This window comes from Corynebacterium canis (genome assembly GCF_030408595.1).
Lineage (GTDB): Bacteria > Actinomycetota > Actinomycetes > Mycobacteriales > Mycobacteriaceae > Corynebacterium > Corynebacterium canis.
On the sequence record NZ_CP047080.1, the window covers coordinates 209,410 to 230,806 of the forward strand.

The 21,397-nt window shown below is 61.7% G+C and carries 13 protein-coding genes; 9 read left to right on the plus strand and 4 right to left on the minus strand.

Translation table 11 applies throughout. The features are described 5' to 3' along the window. Positions 1-435: 435 nt before the first annotated feature. From CCANI_RS00960 to CCANI_RS00975, 4 genes are read left to right on the plus strand one after another with little or no spacing between them, the layout of a single operon-like run. A complete protein-coding gene (locus CCANI_RS00960) occupies positions 436-1,191 on the plus strand; it encodes a succinate dehydrogenase cytochrome b subunit (protein WP_146324186.1) in 756 nt (251 codons plus the stop codon). Positions 1,192-1,200: 9 nt separating this feature from the next. Further along, positions 1,201-3,207, plus strand: coding sequence for a fumarate reductase/succinate dehydrogenase flavoprotein subunit (locus CCANI_RS00965; protein WP_146324185.1), 2,007 nt, complete (start codon positions 1,201-1,203; stop codon positions 3,205-3,207). Beyond that, entirely contained in the window at positions 3,207-3,956 is a 750-nt protein-coding gene (locus tag CCANI_RS00970; RefSeq protein ID WP_146324184.1) for a succinate dehydrogenase/fumarate reductase iron-sulfur subunit, read from the plus strand. Before CCANI_RS00965 ends, CCANI_RS00970 begins: the two co-directional genes overlap by 1 nt. A 43-nt stretch (positions 3,957-3,999) precedes the next feature. Next, complete coding sequence (locus CCANI_RS00975) at positions 4,000-4,353, plus strand: hypothetical protein (RefSeq protein WP_146324183.1); 354 nt, start codon at positions 4,000-4,002, stop codon at positions 4,351-4,353. Between the two features lie 818 nt (positions 4,354-5,171). On the opposite strand, the gene CCANI_RS00980 is transcribed toward CCANI_RS00975, so the two are convergent. Beyond that, complete coding sequence (locus CCANI_RS00980; RefSeq protein ID WP_246118203.1) at positions 5,172-6,059, minus strand: DNA-processing protein DprA; 888 nt, start codon at positions 6,057-6,059, stop codon at positions 5,172-5,174. A gap of 105 nt (positions 6,060-6,164) precedes the next feature. Between CCANI_RS00980 and CCANI_RS00985 the strand changes: the two genes are divergently transcribed. Both CCANI_RS00985 and CCANI_RS00990 read left to right on the plus strand, forming a co-directional pair. Next, entirely contained in the window at positions 6,165-7,499 is a 1,335-nt protein-coding gene (locus CCANI_RS00985) for a DUF445 domain-containing protein (protein WP_146324181.1), read from the plus strand. A gap of 18 nt (positions 7,500-7,517) precedes the next feature. Beyond that, positions 7,518-7,811, plus strand: coding sequence for a DUF2516 family protein (locus CCANI_RS00990; protein ID WP_425457324.1), 294 nt, complete (start codon positions 7,518-7,520; stop codon positions 7,809-7,811). Here CCANI_RS00990 and CCANI_RS00995 read toward each other — a convergent pair whose 3' ends face one another. Continuing rightward, complete coding sequence (locus tag CCANI_RS00995; RefSeq protein WP_146324180.1) at positions 7,812-9,008, minus strand: MFS transporter; 1,197 nt, start codon at positions 9,006-9,008, stop codon at positions 7,812-7,814. Positions 9,009-9,150: 142 nt separating this feature from the next. On the opposite strand from CCANI_RS00995, the gene CCANI_RS01000 reads away from it, so the two are divergent. After that, on the plus strand, positions 9,151-9,477 hold the full coding sequence (locus CCANI_RS01000) for an ArsR/SmtB family transcription factor (protein WP_146324179.1): 327 nt from the start codon (positions 9,151-9,153) through the stop codon (positions 9,475-9,477). A gap of 121 nt (positions 9,478-9,598) precedes the next feature. Then, a complete protein-coding gene (locus CCANI_RS01005; protein ID WP_246118202.1) occupies positions 9,599-10,411 on the plus strand; it encodes a hypothetical protein in 813 nt (270 codons plus the stop codon). 537 nt (positions 10,412-10,948) lie between these two features. On the opposite strand, the gene CCANI_RS01010 is transcribed toward CCANI_RS01005, so the two are convergent. Together CCANI_RS01010 and CCANI_RS01015 are read right to left on the minus strand one after the other, a co-directional pair. Continuing rightward, a complete protein-coding gene (locus CCANI_RS01010; protein ID WP_146324177.1) occupies positions 10,949-19,975 on the minus strand; it encodes a type I polyketide synthase in 9,027 nt (3,008 codons plus the stop codon). A 202-nt stretch (positions 19,976-20,177) separates the two neighbouring features. Next, the gene (locus CCANI_RS01015) at positions 20,178-20,843 is read right to left on the minus strand and encodes a TetR/AcrR family transcriptional regulator (protein ID WP_146324176.1); all 666 of its coding nucleotides are present in this window, start codon (positions 20,841-20,843) and stop codon (positions 20,178-20,180) included. A gap of 176 nt (positions 20,844-21,019) precedes the next feature. On the opposite strand from CCANI_RS01015, the gene CCANI_RS01020 reads away from it, so the two are divergent. Continuing rightward, positions 21,020-21,211: a hypothetical protein gene (locus CCANI_RS01020; protein WP_146324175.1), complete on the plus strand. Its 192-nt coding sequence runs from the start codon at positions 21,020-21,022 to the stop codon at positions 21,209-21,211. The last annotated feature ends 186 nt before the right edge of the window (positions 21,212-21,397 follow it).

Sequence of the window (21,397 nt, forward strand, 5' to 3'; positions counted from 1 at the left end):
TGTTGCATCCTTAGCTTCTTCACTTGTGAAGCTGTGAAAGATTGTTAAGAACCGGCCCATGTCCTGCGAGAGCGTTGAATACCGAGGATTGGCAGTGGATCCGGAGAGGGGTTAGATGCGCGGAATAGATGGGCCCCAGACGACAGAAATTTGCTTGTATCAACCGTTTGGATGAATCCAGATGGGGGCAGGGCTTCGGGGGTGCTAAACTCCGGATTTTTACGCAACGAAAGTGTTGATTTATTGAAGCGTTTCGCCGATTCTGCTAGTCGCGGGCGTGCGGGCGTTGCTGGAATGTTCGCACAAACAGGTGAGCCTACCCTAAACCTGCCCTGACCGGCCAAATTCTTTGGAGTGACGTGTGTCACACGGGCCATCGTCAGGTGGAAAGGCCAGTTCAAACAGCCGTAAGGTAAGTACGACACTGGAGGTGCCATGACTGTTAAATATGACGACCGTGACGCGCTCGCGCACGGCAAAATTACTGAAAAGCCGCTGCGTGAGCGGCCCAAGTTCCCGACATGGGCACTGAAGCTGACCATGGCCGTTACGGGCCTGATTTTCGGCGGCTTCGTATTGGTTCACATGATCGGTAACTTGAAGATCTTCATGCCCATGCATGATGGTGTTCATCACATCGACGAGTACGGTGAGTTCTTGCGCTCCGTTGGTGAGCCGCTCGTCCCGCACGAGGGTGTGCTGTGGATCTTCCGCATTGTCCTTCTTGCGTCCCTGATCCTGCACGTTTACGGCGCGTTCGCGCTCACCGGGCGTGCGCACAAGTCGCGCGGCAAGTTCCGCCGCACGAACCTGATGGGTGGCCTGAACAGCTTTGCCACCCAGACCATGATCGTTACCGGCTTGGTGCTTTTGCTGTTCATCATTTTCCATATCCTGGACCTGACCCTAGGCGTTCCGCCGGCAGCTTCTGCCGAGTTCGAGCACGGCGCGATCTACGCGAACATGATCGCCAGCTTCAGCCGCTGGCCGGTAGCGATCTTCTACATCGTTGCCATGGTTGTCCTCTTCCTGCACCTTTCCCACGGCATTTGGGTCGCCTGCAGCGACCTGGGTATTACCGGGAAGCGTTGGCGGGCAATCCTGCTGTTCGTCTCGTACTTGGTTCCGGCCGCTGTGATGGTCGGCAACATCACCATCCCCCTGTCCATCGCCCTAGGCTGGATCGGCTAGGAGAAACCTATGAGCACTCACTCTGAAGCAATTGCCCAGCCCGACTTCAAAGCTCCGGCTTCTGTAGTTTACGGCGTTTCCATTGGTCGCGTTCTCGATGACCATGCGCCGAAGGGCGTCCCCACCAAAGACGCTTGGGAATGGCAAAAAGACCACTACAACCTGGTCTCCCCCCTGAACCGTCGTAAGTTCCGCATCCTCGTCATCGGCACCGGCTTGTCCGGCGGTGGCGCAGCCGCAGCCCTCGGCGAACTCGGCTACGACGTGAAAGCGTTTACCTACCACGATGCTCCCCGCCGCGCGCACTCCATTGCCGCCCAAGGTGGCGTGAACTCCGCACGGGGTAAGAAAGTGGATAACGACGGCGCGTACCGCCACGTGAAAGACACCGTTAAGGGCGGCGACTACCGCTGCCGTGAAGTTGACTGCTGGCGTCTCGCCTACGAATCCGTTCGTGTGATCGATCACATGAACGCGATCGGTGCCCCGTTCGCTCGTGAGTACGGTGGCACGCTTGCTACCCGTTCCTTCGGTGGTGTGCAGGTGTCCCGCACCTACTACACCCGTGGCCAAACCGGCCAGCAGCTGCAGCTTTCCGCTGCGGCCGCATTGCAGCGCCAGATTCACCTCGGCTCCGTGGAGATCTTTACCCACAACGAGATGGTTGATCTCATCGTGTCCGAGATTGATGGCAAGAAGGTGTGTCAGGGTGCGGTCATGCGTAACCTGATCACCGGCGAAATCAAGGCACACACCGGTCACGCGGTGATCCTGGCTACCGGCGGCTACGGCAACGTGTACTACATGTCCACGCTGGCCAAGAATTCGAACGCCTCCGCTATCATGCGTGCCTACGACCAGGGCGCCTACATGGCTTCCCCGTCGTTTATTCAGTTCCACCCGACCGGCCTTCCGGTGAACTCCGAATGGCAGTCCAAGACCATTCTGATGTCCGAGTCCCTGCGTAACGACGGCCGCATTTGGTCGCCGAAGGAGCCCAAGGACGACCGCGACCCCAACACCATCCCCGAAGATGAGCGCGACTACTTCTTGGAGCGTCGCTACCCCGCCTTCGGTAACCTGGTGCCTCGCGACGTCGCGTCGCGCGCCATCTCCCAGCAAATCAACGCTGGCCTTGGTGTCGGCCCGCTGCACAACTCGGCATATCTGGACTTCCGCGATTCCATCGAACGCCTGGGCAAGGACACCATTAAAGAGCGTTACTCCAACCTCTTCCAGATGTATGAAGAGGCCATCGGTGAGGATCCTTACACCTCCCCGATGCGTATCGCTCCGACGTGTCACTTCACCATGGGTGGCCTTTGGACCGACTTCAACGAGATGACCTCCATCGATGGTCTGTTCGCAGCCGGTGAGGCATCCTGGACCTACCACGGCGCAAACCGCCTCGGTGCAAACTCGCTGCTGTCCGCTTCCGTGGATGGTTGGTTCACCCTGCCGTTCTCCGTGCCGAACTACCTCGGCCCGCTGCTCGGTTCCGAGCGCCTGCCTGAGGATGCCCCCGCAGCGGTCGCAGCGGTAGAACGCGCACAGGCTCGCATCAACAAGTTGATGAGCATCAACGGCAACCACGGTCCGGAGTACTTCCACCGCCAGCTCGGTGACATCCTGTACTTCTCCTGTGGTGTGGCCCGTAACGTCAAAGACCTTGCCTCCGGCATTGAGAAGATCCGTGAACTGCGTAAGGCGTTCTGGTCTGACCTGCGCATTACCGGTGACAAGGACGAGATGAACCAGGTCCTCGAGTACGCCAACCGCGTCGCCGACTACATCGAGCTCGGCGAACTGATGTGCGTTGACGCCCTCGACCGCGACGAATCCTGTGGCGCTCACTTCCGTGACGACCACCTCTCCGAAGAAGGCGAAGCCGAGCGCGACGACGAAAACTGGTGCTTCGTGTCCGCCTGGGAACCCGCCGGTGAGAACAAGTTCATCCGCCACGCAGAACCGCTCTACTTCGAAGCGATCCCGCTGCAGACAAGGAACTACAAGTAATGAAACTGCATCTTGAGATCTGGCGTCAGGCCGGACCGACAACCGAGGGACACTTCGAGAGCATCGACGTGGATGATGCTGTCGCACAGATGTCCATCCTCGAGCTCCTTGACCACGTCAATGAAGGGCTCATCGAATCCGGCAAAGAACCCTTTGCATTCGCCTCCGACTGCCGCGAAGGTATCTGTGGTACCTGTGGCTTGAACGTCAACGGCCGCCCCCACGGCCCGGAGCAAAACAAGCCATCCTGCCAGCAGCGTTTGGTGAACTACAACGATGGCGACGTCCTTAAGATCGAGCCCATGCGCTCCGCCGCATACCCGGTGATTAAGGATATGATCGTCGACCGTTCCGCCTTGGACCGCGTCATGCAACAAGGTGGTTACGTCTCCATCAACGCGGGTACCGCACCCGACGCGGACACCCTGCACATGAACCACCAGACCGCCGAACTGGCACTGGACCACGCTGCCTGCATCGGCTGTGGCGCTTGCGTCGCAGCATGCCCGAACGGCGCAGCACACCTGTTCACCGGTGCAAAGCTTGTGCACCTCTCCCTTATGCCCCTTGGCAAGGAAGAACGCGGCAAGCGCGCCCGCAAGATGGTTGACGAAGTCGAAACTAACTTCGGTCCGTGTTCGCTGTACGGCGAGTGCGCCGATGTGTGCCCCGCAGGCATCCCCCTGACTGCGGTAGCTGCGATCAACAAGGAGCGAGCCCGTGCGGCTTTCTCCGCGAAGGACAACTAAGCTGTAGCTAACCCTACGGTTTTATACGAAAGGCACGATCAGCATGTCTGACGCAAACGCGCTGCCCGCGCGGGAAGACCAAACCTTCCGCGTGTTCGAAGGCGAACCGCATTACATTGACGGCTATGTACCGTCCAGCCTGGACTCCCAGCACTCCTCGCTGCTGCGCGCCTCCACCTGGATTGGTATGGGCGTTGTCCTCGCAGCCGTGGCTGGCGTAGGCACGCTGGTCTTCGGATTGGCAACCCAATCCGTCGGTAGCCAAGAAAACTCCGGGTTCTTCACCGTACTCGGCATTATCATGACCGTCGCATTCTTGGTCCTTGGCTTCGGCTTGATCCACTACGGACGCCGACACTACCGCGCCTACGTGGCCGCAACCGGTCGCAAGCACTAAAACGAGGGCTACCCAACAGGTTCACCCAAACGAACCCCGAGGGTAGCCCTACCGGTCAGGTTCCCCGCATCAACGGCGGAGCCCGGCACCTCCACGCCGCCGTCTCATGATCTTCCACCAAGGACATGGGGCGGCGGTTGTATTTCTTGGGCGCGGAACGGAGATTGATGCGGAACTCCGCCAGGGATAAATGGGCAGCTAACCCGTCTGAGAGTGTCGGAAGCGACCATGCGTGCAACAGCGAGCAAGGTTACATAACTTGCACCGGCGGCGTGAACTGCTGCCGCAGCGGATTGGGCATTGGATCCAGTTACCCAGCTATCTTCAATCACTAGGACGTGTCCGCTTACCTCGGTGCAGCTGAACATAGTTGAATCTAGAGTTCTGTCCTCTCTGCGCGTGTTGCCGTGATAAATATTGCTAGTTAATGTCGGACGTACGAGATCCTCTATTCCTAGTTTTCTGGCGACAGTTTCCACTAGGGAAAAGAGTTCATTACGATGGGCGTTCTTAGTCGACGGTACGGAGGTGATCAAGGCGATTGGTTCGGGGCCGCATAAGTCTTCGTAATAGTGATACAGGGTATGGTAAAGCACAGACTTAATCCGGCCTCTCGCTTCATTTAAACCTGCCGAGGAGGCATTGCTGCACCAATGCCGCCTTTCTGTGTTCATTGCACATATAACATAATTCATATTGTGCATTCTTTTCACCATGGCAAACTGGACAGAACCACGCGCTGGAATAAAGCGATTGATCCGAAGCGCTGATGAGAAAGTGTTGTGACCTTAGATACCGATCGACTTGTGATGCAAAGCTCATACAAAAATGTCGTTGATTTCTTCGGTGCGGAGCAAGGCTTCGTGTGCCAAGTCTGCGGCTTCTTGGGGACTTTTCGCGATGAGTGCTTGAAGCTTATCCACGTATTCTTTTCCCCATGTCGTCTTCGCGACAACACTTGGCGTTAGGATCAGTGCGCGTCCATGACCAATGGCCGCGCGAGCTTGGTGTTTCGTGCCGGAGTTTTCACCAGCCGCTATGACAATTGTCGCGCCGCAATACCCAGACATTGTCGCATTTCGCATAGGAAAATTCCGCTTGGCAACGGGGGTATTAGGGAAAAACTGGGTAATAATCTGCCCTGATCTTGAGATGCGCTCACGCAGCTTCGCGTGTTGAGTTGGGTACGTTTGGTCCAAGCCTGTACCTATCACCGCTACAGTACGTCCACCCTGGGACAAGGCCGCTTCATGCGCTGCGGCGTCAATTCCCAATGCGAGTCCGGATACAACTGTGATACCTAAATCGACGAGGCATCGAGCAACATCGGCCGCAGCTCGGGTTTCAGAAATAGTGGCAGTGCGAGAGCCCACAACGCTAACTCCGCGATCGGAAGGTTCTTGGGAGCCCTCGCTAAAGATCAGCCCAGGGGCGTCGTGGACTTGGCGCAAACGATGTGGGTATCGATCGTCGAAGATTGGAATCACGTCGTATCCTGCGTTTTCCCAATCTTCTAAACCCTTAGCAGCAGCTTCCAGTGCGGCTTCACGATCAATATTTAATAGGTCTTCTTCGAAGACTTGGCGAATGAGTTCGTAAGGTCCCTCTGTTTTGAGGATCAAGGACCTTTCCGGTTGCGTGAGGCCCTTATTTTGCGCTTGGACCCCAGCGATCGCCGCAATAAGCTGGTCTCGTGGGCTAAGCATAAAGGTCATTGTACTTGGGTCGGCGTGGGGGACGGAAGAATCGTTGTAGGCGCGGCGGCGGGCGTGGCGGGGCGTCGATAAGCGGAGAGCGGCAAACCTTGGATAATGGGTGCTATGTCTGACAGTGTCCTCGCTTTGCATGCCGCCGACCAAGAGCCCCTCGCCGTGCCAGGTCCTTCGCCGGAAGTGGAGGCCGAGCGACGCCGCTCGCTGAAGCGCTACAAAGCACTGGCTTCGGGATTACTCCTCGTGGCCACCGCAATATTCTTCCTGTGCCGGTGGGCGGAATCGCAACCCGAGGGGGCGGCCGCCTGGGTCGGATACGTGCGGGCCGCCGCCGAAGCAGGAATGATCGGTGGCTTGGCGGACTGGTTTGCCGTCACCGCGCTGTTCCGCCACCCATTAGGCATACCCATTCCGCACACCGCGATTGTGAAGAACAAGAAAGACCAGATTGGTAATTCGCTGGGCGGATTTGTGGGCGAGAATTTTCTTAATGCGGAACTGATTACGCAAAAAGTGCGTGCCGCGGGAATACCGCAGCGCCTAGGTGAGTGGCTTGTGCAACAAGAAAACGCCGAAAAGGTGTCCTCCGAGGCGGGGCGGCTGACCGCGAACATCGTGCGCGCATTGGATCCGAAAGACGCCGAGGCCGTGATTAATAGCGCGCTAATTCAAAAGCTTGCGGAGCCGGATTGGGCGCCGCCAGCCGGGCGTTTGCTGGACCAGCTTATCGCCGAAGGCAAAACGGAGCCGATGGTGGAGGAAGTGGTGCGGTGGATGCACAAAAAGGCCATCGAATCCGAGGACTTTATTGTGCGGGTATTGGATGAGCGTCGGCCGGCGTGGGCACCGAAGATTTTGCAGGACGTCGTGGGGGACAAAGTGTACAAAGAATTGACGCAATGGACGGCGGCGGTTTCGCAAAATAAAAACCATGAGGCGCGTAATGCGATCCGTAGGTTTATTTCCCAGTTGGCGCACGATCTGCAGTTCGATCCGGTGATGCAGCGCCGCGTCGAAGGTTGGAAGGCTGACATTATGGGGTCGACACCCGTGCAAAACGCGGCGCAGGCGATTTGGGCCTCCGCGAGTGAATCGTTGATCGAAGCGGCGGAAAACCCAGAATCAATCTTGCGCGTGAAAATCGTGCAGCTAGCGCAAACATGGGGCGCGAACCTTACCGACGACGCGGCATTGCGCGAATCCTTGGACCGGCGGGTAGCAGGCGCGGCGGCGTTTTTGGCGGATAATTATGCAAATGAGATCACCTCAATTATCTCGGAGACGGTGCAGCGTTGGGATGCGAACGAGGCAGGTGAGAAGATAGAACTCATGGTAGGGAAAGACCTTCAATACATCCGGTTGAACGGTACTATTGTCGGTGCCCTTGCTGGGCTCGTGATTTACGCTGTTAGCCACGCGCTATTTGGACTCTAGAAAGGGCAAAGTGCTGTGATATTTAGTTATATTTTTCTCGCCCTGAGTTTTGCTTTGCAGGGAGTTTACTTCGTGATTGCGCTCGGCGGATTAATTGGCGCCATCACCGCCCTGACGACGCGCGATGACGCATTTACCGCTGGGGACCGTTATCCCAAGTTCGCATGGGTGGGCATGCTGCTCGCTGCTTCCGCGGCTGTGGCTGTGGGCATGCCGTTTTTAAGCTGGGTAGGTATTGTGCTCGTGGGCGTGTATTGGTTTGACGTGCGGCCGCAGATCAAGGACATTCTGAGCGGAAACTACTGGAGCTAGCTACGCCGGGGTTCGGGGGTTGGTAGCGCGCAGCGCACCGGCGGCAGCGTAGCCGCCCAGCGATAGCGCAAAGGCGATAATGGCGAACACCGCAAGGCCGCTGAACCCGGGAAAACCGGTGAGCAAGTGGCCGCCGATCCCGCCGCCGATGGTGGTGCCAAGGTACATTGCCGCGTTGGCCAAGGAAGAGACGGTACCCCGAGCGTTCGTGGCTAGGCTCTGTAAGTGGGTCATCAGGACGGGGAACAAGAAGCCACCCACCACCATGACTAGGGCGAAGAGGCATACTGCCGAGGCGAGGTTCGAAGCAAAGGTGGTGAGCAAATAGAGCGCACTCAGGGCGCCGAAGCCAACGAGGAGGGATCGCTGCTGGCCGATCTTTGCCACCAAACGCGGGCCGGCAAAGGAGCCGACCGCCATGCCGAGTCCGATCACGATCATGGCCGCCCCGATCACGGTTTGGCTAGCGCCAAAGTCTGCGGCCAGCCACGAGCCGATAAAGGAAAACGCGGTGAACTGTCCCATTTGCATGATCAAATAGGCCAGTAGCGAAAGCAAAAGGGCTTTCGAATTCAAGATTTGGGCGTAGGGTGCGAAAACGTTGAGGTGCCGCGGCGTCGATAAGCGGGCGGCGGGGACGTTGGGGAAGCGCAGGTAGAGCAGCAGCCACAGCGCCACACTCAGCGCGGCGATGGCGAAAAAGGGGAGCCGCCAGCCCGCGGAGGACAGGAACGCGCCAATCGGAATACCGACAACTTGTGCGATGGCAAGACCGGCGCTGCCATAGCCCATTGTTTTCACGATGGCCTGCTGAGGGACCACTACGGGGATGGCGGCCCAGATCTGCGGTGAAACGAACGCGGCTGCGATTCCGGCGAAAAGGCGCGCGGTAAAGAGCGTCCAGAAGCCCCAGGTGAGGCCGCACGCGGCGGTGGCTACGGCGAAGCACGCGACGCCGGGGAGGAGCACATTGCGGCGATCGCGGGAATCCGACACTGGCCCCGCGACGAACGCAAATACGGCGTAACCCAGCGCGTAGGCGGACACCAGCCATCCGGAGCGTTCGATGCTTACATCGAACTCACGTTGCAATAGCGGGAGGAGCGGCGCGGTCAGGAAGGTGTCTGTGCCGATTACAAAGAGTGTGGAAAAGGAAAGCCAACGTACTGTCGGCTCCGATGTGGTTTTTAGGGTCATCGCTACCTCGCGTTTAGTGCGTAGTTCGACGAAATACGAACATAAGCTTGCTCCGGCGGTTGGATGCTGTCAAGGTTTTCGCGCCGAAGTCCCGCGCCGGAGCCACGGTAGAATTGGTGGCAAGCGGAGGAAAGGGCAGGTTATGGGCAAAGAACAGTTACATCACCCCGCGCCGAATGATATTCAGCTCGACCGCGTACTGGGCGCTCTGGCCGACCCTGTCCGCCGCGATATTTTGCGCCAGATCGCCGCCGAGGGGCCGTTGTTTTGCGGGGATTTGAATTTTGAGATTGCTAAGTCCACGATGTCGTACCACTTTAAGGTGCTGCGCGAGTCCGGCCTTATGCACACCGAAGCGTTGGGGACGAAGCGCCGCGTGACCCGCCGTGACAACACCATTGCAGCGTTGTTTCCCGGGCTTCTCGACGCCGTGGGCTTACCGTCCGGACAAGGCGTTTGGGAGGAGTAACCCACGGGGCTTCACTTGAGCGGATTAGGTGCTATCCTCGGGAAAACACCTTGGGGAAGACATTTGGGGGTATGGATTGGAGCTCATTCTTTTCAGCGATTGCTCTGCGCGGGAACAACGCGTGCTGAGTCGTGGAGTGCGGCAGGGGACTCATTTACGGCTGGCATCTGGGGTTTACGTGCCGCGCTATGCGTTTTTGGAGAAGCCGCCTTGGGAGCAGCATCGGCTGCGGGCGATGGCGATTGGACTTCGTGGTGGGCGCGTGATCGGCGGCGTTTCGGCGGCGACACTTTGGAAGATGTGGATCGTGCTTGACCCGACGGCGCCGGTGGAATTTCACGTGGTGCGCAGCGGGCATTGCTGCGATACCGCTGGTCACCGATTGCTCACGCCCTTGCGCTCCGGGGACTATACTCGCGGCGCCGTATGCAAGGTAACTACCATTCCGCAAACTCTGCTTGACCTTGCTGAATATCATTCGTTTGAAGCATGTTTTATGGCTACCACCTGGGCGTTGCGCTTTAAGAAATGCTCTGTGGAGGATATTCAGCAAAAGGCGAGGCGGTCCGAGAATCTGCAGCGTGCATTGGACCTCGTTGATGTCAATGTGGAATCTGCGGCCGAGGCTTATTTCCTCGCCCAAGTGCGCGACGGCGGGGTGATTGACCTGCAAACACAAGTCTCGGTTGTGGACTCGCGTGCGAAGCTCTGGCGACCCGACTTCCAGATACGTTATACCCGTATCCTTATCGAGATTTCTGGCGTGGGGAAGTATGGCGAAACCGAAGAAGACCAGAAATTCAATGTGGACAAGGCGACCGACCGGCTCAATCGGCTCACCAGCCAAGGCTTTGTGGTCTGGTCCTATTCCGCCCGCGAGGTGTTTTCCGGTTTTGCCTACCAAGACGTGTTGAGGAGGTACCGGGCGCTGTGAGACCTTACTCGGCTTAACTGGGGACCGTGATGCTGGCGTCAAGGGGTACTAGTGCATGCGCCAGGCTCTGCGGGGAGGGCTTCGCCGCATGTTCGGGGCTGGCTTCCGTGTAAGCCCGGCTAGATCGTGCACAACCCCTGACACACAACCCCTGACCTGCGATCGTCCGGAATTTCTTCATTAGGGCGCCTGACGAAGAATAAAAAGACGATTTGCAGCGTTTTTCGGCGAGATTCGTCCGGAATTTCTTCGTAAGACCCCCGAATGAAGAATAGAAAGACCAGCCCAGGTCGGCGGTTGTACACAACCCATCGGCGATCTAGGCGGTTGCACACAACCCATCGGCGACCTAGGCCGTTGTGCGCAACCGATCGGTGAATGGCCTAAAACGGCGCCCACCCACCCCGAAACGCAAAACAGTGCGCTAGGTCCGAAAACCTAGCGCACCATTACCTATGGCGAACCCGTCAGCTCACCCAAGGCGAACCCACCAGCTCACCCAAGGCGAACCCACAGGCCCACCAACCACCTCGGGGTTTAGGCCGAGGGATAGATTCCGTCGGCGCCGAGGCGGGCGTCGGGGTCGAGAAGCAGGGCGATCTCTGCCTCGTGGGCGCGGACTGCCGGGAAGCGGCGGCCTTCGATCACGTTGAAGAGGGCGACCTTACCAACCATGCCTTCTTCGAGGCGGCGGGCACCGGCGGCCAGGCGGTTGTTGGCCTGGTCGCGCCAAGCTTCCACATCTTTCCCGGCGGCGGCGAGGGCGGCTTCGAAGACGGCCGGGTGCGCCAGCACGACCACGGCGGAAACGTGGCCGAAGCCAAGCGAGGTAAGTACGCCTGCCTTTACGGCACCTTCGCCGAGGGAGAGCGGGGAACGCAGCCAGACCAGCGGCTTTGCCTTCGGTGCGATGTCCGGATCCACGCAGTCCAGGGAGGCGTTCTGTGGCAGTTCACCGGTGGACAGGATATGGCACAGGCCGGCGATCTGGAACAGCGCGGCACCACCCTTGGCGTGCCCGGTCAGGGACTTCTGGGATACCACGAACAACGGGTTGCCCGGGGTCCGGCCGATGGCGTTCCAAAGCAGGCTGTGCAGCTCGGACTCGTTCGGGTCGTTGGCATTGGTGGAGGTGTCGTGCTTGCTCAATACGCGCACGTCATCCGGGGTCAGACCCAAGCCGGCGAGCGAACGCGCCAGCACGGAGTTCTTGCCGCCGCGACCCGCGGCCAAGGCACCAAGCCCGGGCGCCGGGATGGAGGTGTGAATACCATCCGCATAGGATTGCGCGTGCGCAACCACGGCGTAGACGGGCAGGCCGAGTCGGGCCGCGACGTCGCCACGCGCCAGCAGGACGGTGCCGCCACCTTCGGCCTCGACGAATCCGCCGCGGCGGCGGTCGTTGGCCCGAGAGTAGAAGCGCTCGTTGATGCCCTTTGCGGCCAGCGCTGCGGATTCGGCGGTGGCGTTCATGTCGCCGAAGCCGGTCAGGGACTCCACGGAGATATCGTCGATACCACCGGTGACCACGAAGTCTGCCTTGCCCACGCGGATCTTATCCACGCCCTCTTCCAAGGACACGGCCGCGGTGGCACAGGCGGCCACTGGGTGGATCATCTGGCCGTAGCCGCCGACCAGGGATTGCATCACGTGCGCGGCCACCACGTTCGGCAGGGCTTCCTGCAGGATATCGCTCGGGCGTTCTTCGCCAAGGAAGCGGGTCACGAACACCTTGTGCAGGGATTCCATGCCGCCGATGCCGGTGCCCTGGGTGGAGGACACATCCGCCGGGTGCACGGCCTGCAGCAGCTCGGCCGGGGTAAAGCCGGCGCTCAGGAAGGCGTCCACGGCGGTGACCAGGTTCCAAACCGCGATGCGGTCCAGGCCCTCGATCATGGTGCCGGGGATACCCCAGTTGGCGGGGTCGAAATCGGTGGGCATCTGGCCGCCAACCACGCGGCTCAATGCGGCGCGGCGCGGCACGCGGGCGGTAGCGCCGCGCTTCTTGTGCACTTCCCATTCCCCGTCTTCGGTGGGGTTGATGCTGGTGGTGGCGGGGTCGGCATCCAGGTAGGCCTGGGCGTCGGCCTCGGTGGGCACCGTGAAGGTGATGTCGCGGTCCAGATAGACCGTGGCCACGTCGATGGAACCTTCGTTGACCAGGGTGAAATCATCCACGAATCGGCGGATACCGGCGCGGGCAACAACCTCGTCGCGGAAGCGATCGTAGATGTCTTCTTCCGGAACGGCGGTGCCGTCGGCGTCGTACCAGCCCGGGGTCGGGTCGTCGCTCCAGTGCACCAGGCCCGTCATCCAGGCGAGCTCCAGCACGCCGGCGGCGGTCAGGTCCACGTCGCCATCACGTTGGATACCGTATTCGGCCAGCGTGCGGGTACGCCCGGAACCCCAGGAGGATACCTCGCCGATACCCACGATGACCACCATGTCTTCCAGCGGGGTGGTCACGGAACCCAGGTCCACGCTGCGTGCCTGCTGCGGAACCACCAGGGAAGGCAGGGCGTTGATGGTGGCGGGCTCGTCCACCTCTGCCACCGGCGGCGCGCTGCGATCCAGCGAGGCCGCCAGCTCGGGCAGGGAAACCTTGGCGTCCGAAAGGCCGCCGGTGAAGTCCGCATCCAGGGGACGTTCCGCGGCCTGGGCGCGGGCCTCCGGGGTGCACAGGCCCAGCAGCTCGTCGGAGATCTCATCCTGGCTGTACACGTGGACGCCGTGCTCGCGCACTAGCGGCACGAGCGGGTCGTTGCCGCCCATCAGGTTGGTGCCTGCCACCCAGCCGATGCGGGCTTGGGCCAGGCTGATGGAATCCGGCCAGACGCTTTCCGCGGTCCACTTGGCCAGGATTGCGTCGAAGGCGGCCTTGACCTCGCCGTATGCGCCGTCGCCACCGAAGGTGCCGCGGTTCGGCGAACCGGGCAGCACCACGTGGGCGCGGGAACCGGCACCCTGGGCGGCCAATTCGGCCACCCCGGCGATGGTGCGCTCCACGCTCCACAGCAGCAGGCGGGTTTGGTTCTCGGCGGCCGGGCCGGCGTCGGCGAGGCTGCCGGATACGCGCGGCGCGGCGAAGGGGAACACCAGCGTCGGGATCAATGCGGGCTTGGTCACCTTGACGTCCTTGCCCACGGTCACCTTTTGCTCGGTGCCGATCCACTGGATCACCGCGTCAATATCCCGATACGAGGACATGTTCGCGGGCACCACCCACAGCTTTGCGTTCGGCGAGGCATGCTCGGCGTAGAGCTTGCGGGCGTATTCCTTGCGTCGGTCGTCCACGCGGGATGCGGTCATCACCACGGTGGCACCGCCGGCGAGCAGCTTTTCCACCAAGGCGCCGGCGATGGAGCCGGGGGCGGCACCGGTGACCAGGGCGATATCCTCGGCCCAGGGTTCGTCCGCCGCCTGCGTGGCCAGGAACGCTACCTCATCCAGCACGGCGGCGTCGGCACCGTTTGCGGCCCACCATTTCGCCTGTTCGGCAATGATTTCTCCGGTGCCGATAAAGCGGGATACCGGGATGTCCGCGCCCACCGCGAGGCGGGCGAGGTCTTCGCGGGCGCTGGCCCAGCGGTCGTCGAAAAGCACGGCGCGTTGTTCGTCGAAGCTGGGGGTGACCAGCTTCAGCCACTGCGGGCCGAGCTCTGCCTCCACGGCGGCAACCAGGGCGGCATCGGATTCCGCGGGGGCTTCCGGTGCGGGCGCTTCCAGGCCGAGCTGGCCCAGGATGGTGCGGGCGATCCCGGCGAGTACGCCATCGGGTCCGGTGACGGTGTCGGCGTAGGCGTCCAATGCGGCCGAATCGACCACGCCGCCGCCTGCGGATTCGCCACCGCCGAGGGAGACGGAAACGCCGTGGGCGGAGGCGACGTTGCCGATGGCGGCGTCGATAAGCGCGTCGAGGGCTGCCTTGGTGCCGGGGTTATCGGAGGGCAGGGTGCCGGCGTCGCCACCACGTACGGATTCGCCTTCGCGCGTGCCCAGCACCAGCTCAGCCTCCACATGCGGCGTCCACGAGGCGGGCAAACCCCAGGGGCCGGTGACACGATCGCCAACGTAGCTTGGCTTTTGCGACGCCGCGCCAGTGAGCGTGCGCAGGCGGCCACGCACCACTTCGCTGAGCACAGGGCCGAACGCTTTATAGCCAGGCGCGGCGGTTGCCACACGAGCCTTCAGCGTATCGACGTCCGCCTCTGCCGCACCATCGATGGTAGGTACGCCGAGCTCGGCCGACATGTCCATAAGCAGCTGGTTGCGGCGGGAAGACACACCATTGGTCAGCGTCTCCGTGGTATCGCTGCCGGCGATCTGATCGATGCGCACCTTGTTCTGCACGGCGAACAGGAACATGATCGCGTCGGCCGCGGTGAGCGGCAATTCCCCAGCGGGCTGGCCGCCGGTGCTCGGGGCGGGGGCGGGTGCTGCCGGGGCTGCGGGGGCCGCTGGTGCTGCGGGTGCCTCTGCCGCCGGAGCGGGTGCCTCGGCGGGTTGCTCCGGCTCGTCCTCCACCACGGGGGCGGGTGCGGACTTCGGATCCGCCAGGTTCACCGCATCCGCATCGCGCTCCACATTGAGCACGCGCACGCTGGCGCCGGCGTTCTTCGGCAGCTCCAAGGTGCGGGCGGCGAGGTTCGCCAAGGTGGGGGCGGACGCCAGGCCCACCTCGACGATGTGTTCTACCTGTGCCTCGTTGATCAACAGGTCTTGCGTTTCAATCCAGCGCACCGGGGAGGCGAATTGCCAGCTCAAAAGCTCGATCATAAGCAGGCGGGCCAGCGCGGCCGGGGATTGCTTTTCAAAGGCATCGCCAGCGAGCAGATCCTGCAGCGGCTGGGAAGGCACGACCTCGCAGATCGCCTCCGCAAACTCGCGGGTCAATGCGAACGGGCGGGCGACCAGGTTCGGAATATAGCGGCCGACCAGGGCCTCCACATCCAGTTCCGCGGGCAGCAGCTCGTCCAGCTTCGCCGCAAAGGCGGGCACGCCGGGGCGCAGCACGCGGGAGTGGAACGGCACGTCAATGCCCGGAATCTGCACATAGGCGCGCTGGCCGCCGCGCTCGTGGGCGTCCGCAGCCAGGGCGTCCAGGCCCGCCACGGTGCCGGCCACGGCGTATTGCTGCCCGGCGACGTTGTAGTTCACAATCTCCAGGAACTCGCCGGAGCGTTCCGCGATGCCCGCAACATAGTCCACGACCTCTTCGTCGGACAGGCCGAACATATTCGGGCGCAGCGCGCCCAGGCGGTAGTTGGAGCGCCCGGCGGCGTCGCGCTCCACCAGGGAGTGCATGGCCGAGCCGCGGGAGAACACGATATCGATCACGGCTTCGAGATCGAAAATATTTGCAAGGGAAGCCAGGGCGGTGTACTCGCCGAGGGAGTGCCCGGCGTACAGGGAACCCGGCACGATGGTGCCGGCCTCGCGCAGCCGCTCGGTCTGGCCATAAGCCACCACGGCCAGCGCCACCTGGGTGAACTGGGTCAGGTAAAGCACGCCCTTCGGGTGCCGGAACACGGTATCGCCCACGCGCAATTCGGTGGGGTTATCGTCCACCACCTGCACGATGGAAAAGCCGAGGTTGGCCTTGGTGTGCGCATCCGCACGCTCCCACACCTTGCGGGCGGCGGCGGAAGCGGCCCGGTCGCCGGTGGCCATGCCGGGGGATTGGATGCCCTGGCCGGGGTAGATATAGGCCGTGGCGGGCGGGGCCAGCAAGGCCTGGCCGCGGGACACCACATTGCCGTCAACGCGGCAGGTGACCTCCACGGCGGACAGTGCGCCGCGGGCAGAGCGGCCGATGCGTTCGACGGTGATCTCCACGGCGTCGAGAAGCTGCACCATGCCAAACATGGAGTAGGTCCAGCCCACCAGGCGAGCGCCGGCGGTGGCCAGGTGCTGCGCGGTCGCAGAAAGCCACATGCCGTGCACCAGCGGAGCCTGCAAGCCCACCAGCTGGGCGGCATTGGTGGAGGTATGGATCGGATTATAGTCGCCGGAAACCATGGCAAACGGGGTCATATCCGCAGGTGCGGTCACCACCGCTTGGCGCAGGAAGTGGCGTGGGGTATCCACGATATCCACAGCGACGCCGCCCCAGCCCGGGGCCACCGACGGCGGCTGGGCGCTGGTGACGCGCCCGCGCACGGCGAAGCGCTCCACCAGGCGGGCCACAACCTCGCCCTCGGAAGTCAGCGTGAGGTTCACGGTCACGATGCGGCCGGAGGCAGATTCCTCCAGCGGCGCCGCTTCCGCCTCGACCTCAATGGTACGGCCATTGGCCAGCTCCTCCAGTGGCACGAGCAGCTCGACGCAGTGGTCGAGGTGCACGGCGTTGAGAAGCCCCTCAATCACGGGGTAGCCGTCCGGCAGATACGCCGAGCCCAATGCCGCGTAAATCGCCGGCCAGCACGGGCCCACCAGGGAATCCGCGGTGCCACGGTTGATGCGCGCCACAGAGGTCGGAATGCCCGCGCCCGTTACCGCCGTGTGTTGGGTCAGCAGCGTCGCCGGGAAGGTGAAGGAATCCCGCTCCACGCCAAAGGCGGTGCCTTCCTTGGGCTCCACCTCGGGCAGTGCGGTGATCTCGTCCCCGGCCGCGGAGGTGGACCCCACGCCGGCCACCGCCGCCAGCAGGCCGTAGACGGCCGCGGGCAGGGCGTCATGATCCACCACCGGGGAGGCGCCGGTGGCGGTTTCGGCGGTGAGCGCTACCGGGATATCCACCTGCGTGACCACGTACGGGGTATCCACGTCCGTGAGGTTGTCCCATACGGAATCCGCGAGCACCCGGATGGTCCAGATATCGCTGCCGTCGGCGGGTTTGATCAGCTCCACGGCGTCGGGGTTGAGGGCGTGCGCGGGGTTATCAATCAGGTGGCCGTGCCACACGATGTGCGGTGCCTGGCGCAGCAGGGCCTCGCCGCTCTTAACCTCCCCGAGGCGTGCGAACACCTTGGCGGGCGTGCCGTCAAGCGCGTCGGCGCATGCTTGTTCGAATCGAGTGAGGAGTTCCGCGACGGGCTCATCGATGCGGTCAATGCCAGCGACGGAAACCGGGCCGGGGATTACGCGCACGGCGTCGGCGGGGTAGCGCTCGTCTTGGGATTGCCACAGCGTGTCCAGGCCCCACCAGCGCGCCAGGTCCGCGTCGATGGCGGGCACCCACGGCATGGGCTTGTGGTGCTTGCGGTTCAACCCGATAAACCACGCGGCGTCGCGCGCGCCAACCGTGGTCGTGCGGGCCTGCGGGTACGCTGCAAGGAGCTTATCGACGGCCGCGGGGCCATCCGCAACGCTGTCCAAGTCAGCGAACAGCGTGGGCACCGGCCCATGATCCTTATCGCTCAGGCGGGCCTCGATGCGGTGCAGCAGGTCGAGGAAGCGGTCCGGCCAGGTGGGGTCGGTCCACGGGAACGCCAGATCCACGAAGCGTTCGACCCACTCCGCGTAGGTCATTTCATTGAGGTCGCCGAAGTACGGCTTGGCGGTCTTGTTCAGCGCTTCAATGATCTCCTCGCGGCGGGCCTCCATGGCCTCATCGCTGGGTTCGATGGAGGAAATCAGGCGGGAACACGCGGCGGATGCGTTATCCACCTCGTACATATCGGCGTGCAGGTGCGACAGGCCCGAGGTCACGCCGCCCTTGGATTCGCCGCGGCCCACCCAGCCATCGGAAATGCCGGGGGTGTCCTTGAGCAGCTGCTTGACCTGCGGGGAGGTCTTCGCCTCCTTGGTGGTCATGGCTGCGGTGCCCACCAGGATGCCGTCCACCGGCATCGCCGGGACGTGGTACTTGGTGGACCAGGAACCCGTGAGGTATTCCGCGGACTTCTCCGGGGTGCCGATGCCGCCGCCGACACACACCACAACATTGGGCTCGCGGCGGATTTCCGCGTAGGTGGCCAGCAGCAGGTCATCCAGGTTTACCCAGGAGTGGTGGCCGCCGGCGTGGCCGTCCTCCACCTGCATGATCACGCTGGTGGTGGGGTTATTGCGGGCGATATTCAGCACGGCACGGATCTGCTCCACGGTGCCGGGCTTAAAGCTGATATACGGGAAGCCGTCCTCGTGCAGCTGGGAGATCAGCTCGTTGGCTTCCTCCAGCTCCGGGATACCGGCGGAAATGGTCACGCCGTTGATGGCGGTGCCGGCGGCGCGGGACCGAGACACAATGCGCTGCACGCCGAACTGCAGGTTCCACATGTAGCGGTCAAAGAACATGGAGTTAAATTGCGCGGCGCGGCCCGGCTTGAGGCGTTCGACCAGACCATCGCGGTTCTTGGCAAACACCTCCTCCGAATACTGGCCGCCGCCCGCCAGTTCCGCCCAGAAACCGGCGTTAGCGGCGGCGGCAACGATCTCCGGGTCCACGGTGGTGGGGGTCATGCCAGCCAGCAGGATCGGGGAGTAGCCGGTCAGGCGGCTAAACGCGGTGACCACCTTGATGCTGCCATCGGGCAGCTCCACCAGCTTGGGTGCGAAGCGATCCCAGGTTTCCTCCCGGGGGATTTCCGTGCCGGGGGTGGCCAGCTTATCGCGATCATCCGCGGTGCCGGCCGGCACCATGGTCACACCGGTGCCTTCAAGCAGCGGGGTGGTAATGCGCTGCAGGCCGTGGCCAGCCTCCGTCACCAGCAGGTGGGAAACCTGCGAAGCGGCGAGTAGCTTCTCCAGTTCGGCGGGCCAATCGTGGTGCTTTACTAAAATATCGTCGGCGAGGCGCTGGGCGTCGATATCCAAACCCAGCTCGGCGGACCACTGCGCGGCCTGGTTCGCGGCGTCCTGCATGTGGCTGTGATGGAACGGGGCGGATACCTCGAGGTAATGGAACTTAGGCTCCACGCGGGTGCCGCCGGTGCGCTTTTCATCCAGCTCCTTGTTGTGCAGCTCCGCCGCCTGTTCAACCAGGCGTTCTACTTGGCGGAGCTTCGCCGGTTCGCCAGAAATCACGAACTTGGTGTGCCCGTTACGCAGGGCCACCTCGGCGCCCGGCACCTGCGCTACGGCGCGTTCGATGACCGAGTAGGGGACACTACCCACGCTGAGCATCCACGGCTCGCCCACCTGGGCGCTGAGCTGCTGGGCGCCCAAGGTACCGGCGGTGCCGAGTAGCAAGGCGAAGGCTAAGACATCTACGAGTTTTTCTTCGTCATCAATGACGTTTGCGGCGGCGACGCCGAGGCTGCCCTGAGAATGGCCAACGAAGGAGGTCTTGTTGAGGTCAAGGCCGACATTCTGCAGGTGCCACATCACGGCAATCTGCTTCAACACAATGCCGGGTACGCTCACCGCAGGGGTGGCATCAATTTCGAGGACGCTCGGTGCGTCTGGGTTAGTGATCAGATCTTTCAGGCGGGCATCCGCGCCGGGTGCCGCCGTAGCCCGCTGCCGAGCGAAAGGTGCGATCCTGTGTTCGGCTTTCTCCAATAGGGGGACAAGCCGGGGGTCTTCCGATTCTTCCAAAGCCTTAGCCCAAGGTGAGGCCTGGCCCGAGAAGAGCAGTGCCGGGTATTCAAAAGAATGTAACGGCAACAGGGACGACAGAATCATGCAAAAACTCCTCTTGTTATAACAAGCCTTCTACGGCGCATAGATTGCGTCGCTCGAATGCTAACAAGGGATACTTTCACCGTCGAATACATTATTGTATCGTGCCTGCAAGGTGGGTAAAAATCCATTCTTACAGCAAGCTGTTAGCGCACTTGGAGGTGTCGGGAAGCGCCAGCTGCGTACGCGCCGGAAGAATCGAACGCTATTGCGGAAGGGGTTCTGAGCAGGCAAGCAGCAGGGTGAGGATCATTTCCACGGCATCTTCGTCCTGCAGTATCCCATTTGGGTGTTCGACGGCACGGTTGGGTTGCCGTACTTCTATTTTCCATGCAGAAATACCGGATGCGCGTAAGGCAATTCCTAATACAGCTTGCGTAATAGCTTCTGGACGCCGGTTGAGTGTCCGCCCCACCTGATTCACAATTAATTCCAACACCTGGGCTACGCGGAGTACAAACTGTCGATTGATCTCGCGGAATTGCAATGCCCACTCCGGAACCCTCGCGGCGCGGGAAAGGAGCTCATTGTGCAGAATAAACAGTTCCCGGGTCAGCCCAAGTTCTACCTGGGCTCGGGATAAAAACATAGACACCTTCTGCGCGGCGTCGACCTCGTCGAGGGCCGCCGGAATTGAGCCAGACCAGCTGGTCACCACGCTATCTAGGCGGCAAATGATCCGCTCGTAGGCATCCTGCGCCACGTGCGAAAACAAATCCTCTTTCGACGCGTAATTAGAATAAAACGCCCCGCGAGTTAAGCCCGCCTCTTTGCAGATACGCTCTTGGGTACACCCCTCAATGCCGTGCTGCACAATCACGTTGCGAGCTGCCTCAACTAAACGTTGCTGTGTTCTTAATCGGCTGCTCATTCAACCGTCACTTTCAAAACTCGCAGGGCGTCGCGCCAACCAGACAAGCGCACACAAATCATTGTGCCACGCGTGTGGTTTATCAACGGTCTCTATGGTGAAGTTCGCGTCATCGCAGTGGTGTTCTTCACCATATTTGCTCCGGCGGGGCACTTGGGGCGTGGTGCGGTGATTTGGTGAAGTTGAAGCGGTTGCTGGGTTCGGCGTTCAGGCAGATTCAGCACGCCGGCCGTCGTGCGATGGTGTTTCCGCAGGACGCCGAACTTGCTCTGTTCGATTTGCCTGAGGCAGATCCGGCGGGGCCGATCGTTCGGGATAATTTGACCCTGATCGTCTGGGAAGCTTCGCCGGCCCTTGCTTGCCGATAGGTTGTGTGCAGCCGTTGACCTGCGATCGTCCGGAATTTCTTCATTGGGCGCCTCAACGAAGAATGGAAGGACCAGCTGCGGCGTTTTCGGCCCAGATTCGTCCGGAATTTCTTCGTGAGGGCCCCGAATGAAGAATAGAAAGACCAGCCCCAGGTCGGCGGTTGTGCACAACCCACCGGTGACCTT